The sequence below is a fragment of the Sandaracinobacteroides sp. genome (genome assembly GCF_057137845.1).
The window spans coordinates 1-7,767 of the sequence record NZ_DBNHFX010000057.1 but is presented as its reverse complement, the minus strand read 5'-3'; the positions used below and the strand labels follow the sequence as shown (position 1 = coordinate 7,767).

The 7,767-nt window shown below is 68.0% G+C and carries 8 protein-coding genes; 2 read left to right on the top strand and 6 right to left on the bottom strand.

Going from position 1 to position 7,767, the window contains the following annotated elements:
- The coding region (locus AC16JP_RS02775) for a substrate binding domain-containing protein (RefSeq protein WP_484339077.1) at positions 1-757 on the top strand (757 nt) is incomplete at its 5' end.
- Here the strand turns inward: AC16JP_RS02775 and mnmC2 are convergent.
- The 5 genes from mnmC2 to AC16JP_RS02750 are packed head-to-tail and all read right to left on the bottom strand — an operon-like array spanning position 689 to position 6,883.
- Positions 689-2,416, bottom strand: a complete 1,728-nt coding sequence (gene mnmC2, locus AC16JP_RS02770; protein ID WP_484339076.1) for a tRNA (5-methylaminomethyl-2-thiouridine)(34)-methyltransferase MnmC2 — start codon at positions 2,414-2,416, stop codon at positions 689-691. The two genes, AC16JP_RS02775 and mnmC2, sit on opposite strands and share 69 nt — an antisense overlap.
- On the bottom strand, positions 2,413-3,051 hold the full coding sequence (locus AC16JP_RS02765; RefSeq protein ID WP_484339075.1) for a peptidylprolyl isomerase: 639 nt from the start codon (positions 3,049-3,051) through the stop codon (positions 2,413-2,415). Before AC16JP_RS02765 ends, mnmC2 begins: the two co-directional genes overlap by 4 nt.
- A 51-nt stretch (positions 3,052-3,102) precedes the next feature.
- A complete protein-coding gene (locus tag AC16JP_RS02760) occupies positions 3,103-3,573 on the bottom strand; it encodes a DUF3237 domain-containing protein (protein ID WP_484339074.1) in 471 nt (156 codons plus the stop codon).
- A 14-nt stretch (positions 3,574-3,587) separates the two neighbouring features.
- Entirely contained in the window at positions 3,588-5,141 is a 1,554-nt protein-coding gene (locus AC16JP_RS02755; protein ID WP_484339073.1) for a long-chain-fatty-acid--CoA ligase, read from the bottom strand.
- Complete coding sequence (locus tag AC16JP_RS02750; RefSeq protein WP_484339072.1) at positions 5,138-6,883, bottom strand: long-chain-fatty-acid--CoA ligase; 1,746 nt, start codon at positions 6,881-6,883, stop codon at positions 5,138-5,140. The genes AC16JP_RS02755 and AC16JP_RS02750 overlap by 4 nt, the downstream gene beginning before the upstream one ends.
- 138 nt (positions 6,884-7,021) lie before the next feature.
- Here AC16JP_RS02750 and AC16JP_RS02745 point away from each other — a divergent pair, with 138 nt between their 5' ends.
- On the top strand, positions 7,022-7,453 hold the full coding sequence (locus AC16JP_RS02745; RefSeq protein ID WP_484339071.1) for a MarR family winged helix-turn-helix transcriptional regulator: 432 nt from the start codon (positions 7,022-7,024) through the stop codon (positions 7,451-7,453).
- 11 nt (positions 7,454-7,464) lie between these two features.
- Here the strand turns inward: AC16JP_RS02745 and AC16JP_RS02740 are convergent.
- On the bottom strand, positions 7,465-7,767 hold a 303-nt coding region (locus AC16JP_RS02740; RefSeq protein WP_484339070.1), incomplete at its 5' end, for a DUF3237 domain-containing protein.

Below are 7,767 nucleotides of genomic sequence, written 5' to 3'. Positions count from 1 at the left end.
GCTGTTTCACCGGACTTCGCGGCGGCTGTCGCTTTCCGCCTTCGGCGTCGAGGCGCTGGGGCAGGCGCAGGCGCTGGTGCAGCAGGCCGAGGCGATGGAAGAGCGGCTGGGCGAAGCCGCGTCTACTCCGTCCGGGCTGGTGCGGCTGGCAGCGCCGCTGGAATTCGGGCAGGCGCACATCGCGCCGCTGCTGCCGCCATTCATGGCGCGATACCCCGGAATCGAGATCGCGCTCGACCTTGACGACACGCGGATCGACATCGTCGCGTCCGGCCATGATCTGGTGCTGCGCATCGGCGCGCTGGACGATTCCTCTCTGCTGGCGAGACGACTGTGCACCGTGCAGCGCTTTGCGGTGGCAAGCGCCGCCTACCTCGAAGCGCAGGGCCACCCCGCCCATCCGGCCGACCTCGGCCGGCACCGCTGCCTCCTTTACTCCAACGACCAGGTGGCGGGTGTCTGGCAGTTCGAGGCCGACGACGGCAGGCGCGCAGGCGTCAGTGTCAGCGGCCCGCTTTCAGCCAGCAGCGGCGGCGCCTTGCTGCCAGCGGTGCTTGGCGGCGCGGGGATTGCCGTCCTGCCGGATTTTCTGGTGTCGGCGCTGCTGCGGCAGGGGCGGTTGCAGGCGCTGCTGCCGGGGTGGCTGATTCCGGCGCTTGGCCTGTACATGATCACGCCGCCCAGCCCGTTACGGCCGTTGCGCGTGCGCCTGTTGATGCAACATCTGGCCGACGGGCTGAAGCCCGCTCGACAATAGCTGTCGAGGCCCCGCCAGCAACGGCGACGGCGCACCTGCCACCATCGCGGCCACATGCTCGGCCAGCAGCGGCGCCAGCGCCAGCCCACGGCCGCCAAGCCCGGTCAGCGCAAACAGGCCCGGTTGCAGTTCGGCGGCGACCGGCTGGTGATGCCCCGTCGTCGCGCGGACCCCGGCAACCGCGCCCAGCGGCAAGTCGCGCAGCCGCGCCGCCACATCCGGCAGCCGTGCGGCAAGCGCCGCCAGATTTTCGGCCTGATCCTCGGCGCGGATCGATGCATCGGCATCGTCGCGGCCGTGCGTCGCGCCGAACAGCAAGCCGTCGTCGGTTGGAACCAGATAGGCCCCCCAACTGGTGGCCGGATGGCCGGGGGCGATCGGCGCCGTCGTCACCTGCCCGCGGATCGGCCGCAGCCTGAGGCCCGAGAGCGGCACCGTGCCCATGCCAGCCGCCAGCACCACTGCATCGAACGGGCCACGATCATCGAGCCACCAGCCGTCAGCGGTGTGGCGCGAGGCGCGCACAGCCAACGGCACGACATCGGGCAACCAACTGCCGCGCAGCCGCACCGGCGACACCACCAGCGCATCCCGTAGGTGCAGCCTGTCTCCGTAGAGATGCAGGCTGTCGCGCGCGAACAGGCCGGAAGCGATTGTCTCGCGCGCACGTTCGACTTCGTCGGGGCGAAGCAGCCAGTCGGCGCCGGTTGCGATGATCGCATCGGGCGCTTCGCGCGCAATCAGGCTTACGGCGCGCCCGAACGCCTGCGCGTGCAGGCTGCTTGCAGCGGTGCTTCCTGAAACCAGCCGGGGCTTTACCAGCCCGGCGGGGTTGGCCGACGCCATCGGCCCCTCGGCAAACAGTGTCGGCACGATGCCCAGCGCCACGAACGCCCGCGCAAGCGACGCCCCGGCGATCCCCGCCCCCACCACTGCCACGCGCGGCAGTTGCGCCGGTTCCACCTTGCCCGGCATCCGCGCTTCGATGCGTTCGCGCTTGCCGGTAAATCCGGGCATCCGCGCCACTGCAAAGCCCGCCGCTTCCAGCCCGCGCCGCACCGATCCCGCCGCGCTCCATGTGGCGGCGATACCGCCGGGCGCCGTTCGCTGCCCGACCAGCGTCAGCAGTTCGGCCGACCACATGGCAGGATTGCGCGACGGCGCAAACCCATCGAGAAACCAGGCATCGGCCCGGCCCTGCCATCCGGCCAGTGCGTCTGCAGCGGGCATCAGCGCCAGATCGAGGGTCGCGCCAAGCGCCGGAAAGTCGATCCGCACCATCCCGCGCCGTTGTTGCGGCCATTGCGCCAGCAACCGGGCGGCCAGCGGGGAAAGCTCGGGGTAGGCACCCAGCGCGCGGGCTGCATCCGCGTGCGACAGGCAATACCCCTCGACCGAGAACATGTTGAGCCTGCCCCCGGCCGGGCGGGTCGCGGCCCACAGGTCCAGCAGCGCCAGCATGTTGAGACCAGTGCCAAAGCCCAGTTCGCCGACAGTGAACTGCCGCCTTCCCTGCCAGCGCGCCGGCACGCCGCAGCCCGCCAGAAACACCTGCCGCGCCTGCGCCAGCGCGCCAGCCCGCGATGCGTAAACATCGCCGAACCTGCGGGAAACCAACGCCCCTTCCTCGAAGGCGGCGCCGGGATCGTCGTCGATCACTTGGGCAGGCGGCGCGCCGACAGGATGGGAACCGGCTTGGCGATCATCTGCCCTTTCATCACGCCGCTGCCCTCGGTCGGAGAGATCGGCGACGCGAGAATGCGCCGCACGACGTCCATCCCCTCGACCACATGCCCGAACACCGCATAGCCTGCGTTGTCTCCGGCGGCTTCCGCGTTGGCGTCCAGCCCCGGCAACCCGCCGAGGATGATGAAGAAATCGGCCTGCGCGCTGCCGGGTGCGCCGCGCGCCATCGAAATGGCGGCATCATCGTGGGTAAGGCCGGTTTTCGACGTCGGCTCGTGCGGGATTGCCGGCAGCAGCTTCGATGCGACACGAATGCCGCCCTGCACCAGCCCCAGATCCGCGCGTTCGGGGAATGTCAGCGCCCGATAGAAGCTGGTGCCGTCAAACTTGTTCTGGTCGACATATTTCAGGAAGTTGGCGGCGGTCTGCGGCGCACGCTCGGTCTCAAGCTCAAGGACGATCGGCCCCTCGGCCGTGTCCATGCGGACGCGCACCGTCTGATATTTCGGCGCAGGCGCAGCGGCAGCGGACGGCGGCGGGGCGACATCCTGTGCGACGACAGGCAGCGCCGGCAGCAGCAGCGCAGAGAGAAGAAGCAGGCGAATCATGCCACAAGGCTAGTGCGGCGGCGACGCCGGCGCCACCCCGCACGGCCCGCCCTACAGCAGTTCGAACACGTCATAGGCGACCGCGCCGCCCAGCGCCGAACCCATGCCGACCGCCACGATGTCGTTCAACCACTGGTAGCGTTCGTCGCCGGTCTCGAACACCGGGGCGGTGCGGAAGTAAAGCTCCGCCCTCTCGGCGTCGTCTTTGGGGCCGCCCTGTTTTCCATGGCGGTTCGCAACCGACATCGGCCGCAGCACGCCACGATAGGAAACATAGATCAGCGCGCCGTCGTGCGTTTCGATCGTTACCCTTGCATCGAGCCGCAGGCTGCCGTTGTCGTCGATGGTCGCCCAGTCGCCGCCACCGGGCAGCACCCGCCCGCGCAGCCGTTCGCCGCTGACGTCGCCGCCGGTCAGCGATGCGATCATGCGGCGGCCGAAATGCGCCTTGCCAACCATCTGCTGCGGTTCGGAAAAGTCCGCGCGATAGGAACAAAGATAACGGAATTGCGGTTGCAGCATCAGTCCCTCCTTCGTCAGCCGATGGCGCGTTCGCGGCCGGCCCAGTACAGCGCGCGCAGTTCCCGCCGCAGCACCTTGCCCGATGCGTTGCGCGGCAGTTCCGCCACGACATCCACCGATTTCGGCGCCTTGAATCCGGCGATCCTCGCCCGCGCCCATGCGATCACGTCGTCGGGGGCAACGGTCGCGCCCGGCGCCGGCACCACCACCGCCTTCACTTCCTCGCCCCATCGTTCCGAAGGAATGCCGATCACCGCCACATCTCCGACGCCGGGGCAGCCGGCGATCGCATTCTCGACTTCGGCCGGATAGACATTCTCGCCGCCGCTGACGATCATGTCCTTGATGCGGTCATGCACATAGAGATAGCCCTGTTCGTCGGCGTATCCGGCATCGCCGGTGTGCAGCCAGCCGTCGCTCAGCAGTTCGCCTGTCGCCTCGGGGCGGTTCCAGTATCCGGGCGTCACCATCGCGCCGCGCAACTGGATTTCTCCCACCTCGCCGACAGCTGCCTCGCTGCCGTCCGGGCGGCCGATCCGCGCTTCCATTCCGGGCCAGGCCTTGCCGCACGACCTGAGCAGCCCCGGCCGGTGGCTGGAGGGCGCAAGATAGGTGCCCGCCCCTGAAGTTTCGGTCATGCCGTAATATTGGGTGAACTGGCAGCCCATGCGGCGCTGCGCTTCGGCCAGCAGCGCTTCGGTGATCGGCGACGCGCCATAGCCGACCGTCCGCAGGCTGGAGAAGTCGGCGTTGCCGGTCTCGTCGGCGTCGAGCAGCATCCGGATCAGCGTCGGCGCAAGGAAGATCTGCGCCACCCGTTCGCTCTGGATCAGGTGCAGCACGCGCCTGGCGTCGAACGCGCGCTCGACGATCACCCGGCAGCCATGCGCCAGCCCGGCAAGCGACACATTGGCCCCGGCGACATGATACAGCGGCATGACGATCGCCAGCGTTTCGGCCGAGTCATAGTCGAACCCCTCGACCTTGCCGCTGTGCAGCAGGAAGCCCGCATAGTTGGCGTTGGTCAGCCGCACGCCCTTGGGCCGCCCGGTCGTGCCACTGGTATAAAGTTGCAGGATGTCATCCGATTCCCGCTGCGGCAGCGGTGCCTGCGGCGCGCTCTCGTCGATCGCCAGCCGGTCGTGGCCGGGATGATCGAACCCGACCGTCAGGATTCGGATCGGCTGTTCCATCGCGGCAACGGCGGCTTCCGCAAGCGCGATTTCGGTGGGCGCAACCAGCAGCACCGAGGCGCCGCTGTCGTCCAGCATATAGGCGATTTCGGCCGGGCTGAGGCGAAGGTTCAGCGGCGAGAAACAGGCCCGCAGCCCGACCGTCGCAAAGAAGGCTTCGAACCAGCCCTGCCCGTTCGCCCCCAGCCAGCAGACGCGGTCGCCCTCGCCGATGCCAAGCGCCGCCAGCGCGCCGATCGCCTTGCGCACGCGCAGCGCCAGCTCGGCATAGGTCAGCCGCCCCTCGGCCGTTTCCAGCGCCACCCGATCCGGCCGCGCCTTTGCCTGCGCTTCGGGGATTTCTCCGAAGGTGCGGACGTTGTCGTGATCGATCATCCCAGTCTCCCTGTCGCGCCCGATTCCGCTGTCGCGCCCGGCGCCTCGTCTGCGCGCTCTCCCTCGAAATGCCGTTCAGCCGGTGTGCCAACCCCGCTCAGGGCATAGCCCGAAAGCCTGCTTCGCAGCAGCTTCTTGTCGATCTTGCCGGTAGGCCCAAGCGGGATTTCATCCACCAGCAATATGTCGTCCGGCATCCACCAGCGCGCGATCCGCCCATCCAGATAGCTGCGGAAATCCTCAGGTCCGGCCTCTGCCCCCGGCTTCAGTTCCACCAGCAGGATCGGCCGCTCGTCCCATTTCGGGTGCGCGATGCCGATCACCGCCGCAAGATGCACCGCCGGGTGGCCCATGACGATATTCTCGATGTCGATCGAGCTGATCCACTCTCCGCCGGACTTCACCACGTCTTTCGCGCGATCGGTGATCTGCATATAGCCATGCTGGTCGATGGTCGAAATGTCGCCGGTATCGAAAAAACCTTCCGCGTCCAGCGCGTCGCCCTCGGTGCCGCCGAAATAGGCGGAAGCGATGGTCGGCCCCTTGATCATCAGCCGCCCCGGCGTCCTGCCGTCATGCGCAAGGCGTTGCCCGTCGTCGTCGACCAGCTTCAGATCCAGCCCGCACAGCAGCCTTCCCTGCTTCAGCCGGAACGCCATCTGCCCGGCGTCAGGCAGGCTGGCCACAGCCGCATCCGGCACGGAAACCGTCGCCAGCGGCGATGTCTCGGTCATGCCCCAGCCCTGCACCACGTCCACGCCATAGTCGTCGCGGAAGGTGCGGATGATCGATTCCGGGCAGGCCGAACCGCCGATCGTCACGCGTTGCAGCGTCGAAAAGCCAAGCCCGTTCGCCTTTACGTGCTGCAACAGCGTCTGCCAGACGGTCGGCACCGCCGCCGAATAGGTGACGCCCTCGCTCTCGATCAGTTCGTGCAGTGATGCGCCGTCCATCCGCTGCCCCGGAAGCACCAGCTTCGCACCGACGGCGGGCGCCGAATAGACGACCCCCCACGCGTTCGCATGATACATCGGCACCACCAGCAGCACCGTATCGCGCGCCGAAAGCGCCAGCGCATCGGCCTGCAAAGTCATCAGCGCATGCAGATAGTTCGACCGGTGCCCATACAGCACGCCCTTCGGATTACCGGTGGTGCCGGAAGTATAGCAAAGGCCGCAGGCGCTGCGCTCGTCGAAGCCGCCCCATGCAAAGGCCGCCGGCTCGTCGGCGATCCATGTGTCGAATGCGATAGCGGGATGGCCGGTCTGCGGCAGATCATCGGCGCCGCACAGAAAGATCACCTGCTCGATCGAGGGCGCCTGCGGCAGCAGTTCGGCCACCAGATCGGCACAGGCCGGGTCGGCCAGCAGCAGCCGGTCTCCGGCATGGTTGGCGATATAGACGATCTGTTCCATGAACAGGCGCGGATTGATCGTGTGGCAGACCGCCCCCATCCCGGCGATGCCATACCATGCAGCCAGATGGCGGCCGCTGTTCCAGCCCATCGTTGCCACCCGGTCGCCAACGCCGACGCCTGCACGGCGAAGCGCGTTGGAAACCTGCTTTGCCTGCGCGTGGACCTGTCGATAGTCGCTGCGGCTGACATTGCCCTGCCAGTCGCGGGAAACGATTTCGCGGCTGCCGTGCCATGCTGCCGCATGGTCGAGCAGCCGGTCCACCGTCAACGGCACGTCCTGCATCAGCGCCCGCATCGCCATCCCCCCTCTCAGATGCCTCCTCATGCATCAGGATTCGATAGAATGCTAACGGTTATGCCGGACTGGCAGTGCCGATGCAACCGCTGCCTGCGCCGCCCCCACGCCGCGAGCCGCCGACCGCCACTCTATGCAGCGCAGCGGGGATCGCCTAGCAAGGCCTGCATGACTGCACGCGAACTGATGCTGCGCCTGTTCGAACGCTTCGTCTGGATGGACGAGGAACTGCAACAGCGCATCCGTGCGCGCGGATGGCCCGAAATCAGCCGCTCGCAGTCGATGGTGCTGCTGAACATCTCGGCCGGCATCACCCGCCCTGCCGACATCGCGCGGCGGCTGGGCGTCACCCGGCAGGCCGTCCACGCCACCATCAACCAACTGGCCGAACTGGGGATCGTCCGCCTGGAGCCTGACCCCGCAGACGGCCGCCATCGGCAGGTCGCCCTTACGCACGCGGGCGCCCGGATGCGCGACGATGCGCAGCACGCCATCGACACGATCACCCTTGGCGTCGTCGAGAGCGTGGGCGAACCGGGTTTCGCGCAGATGATGGCGGCGCTCGGCACTGAATGGCAGGCCGGCCCCGGCAAACGCTGAGCCGCTGCGCCTCAGGCGATAGCGAAGATCGTCTGCCGGGCGCCCGCGTCGATGCGCTCGCCGTGGCCGACCGCCAGCGTGCCGTTCAGCCACGCATAGCGCGGCGCCGCCGTTTCAAAGACCGGCGCAATCCGCAGATAATAGCGCGACGGATCGACGAGCGACGCCTTCGCCGGATCGCCGAATTCGCGGCGCACATCATCGGGGATCAGCGACCGGCCGGTGTAGGTGACATAGATCAGCGCGCCGTCATCGGTTTTCAGGACGGCGCGGGCGTCGAAGGTGCCGACCGACGCATCCTCACCAAGGCGTCC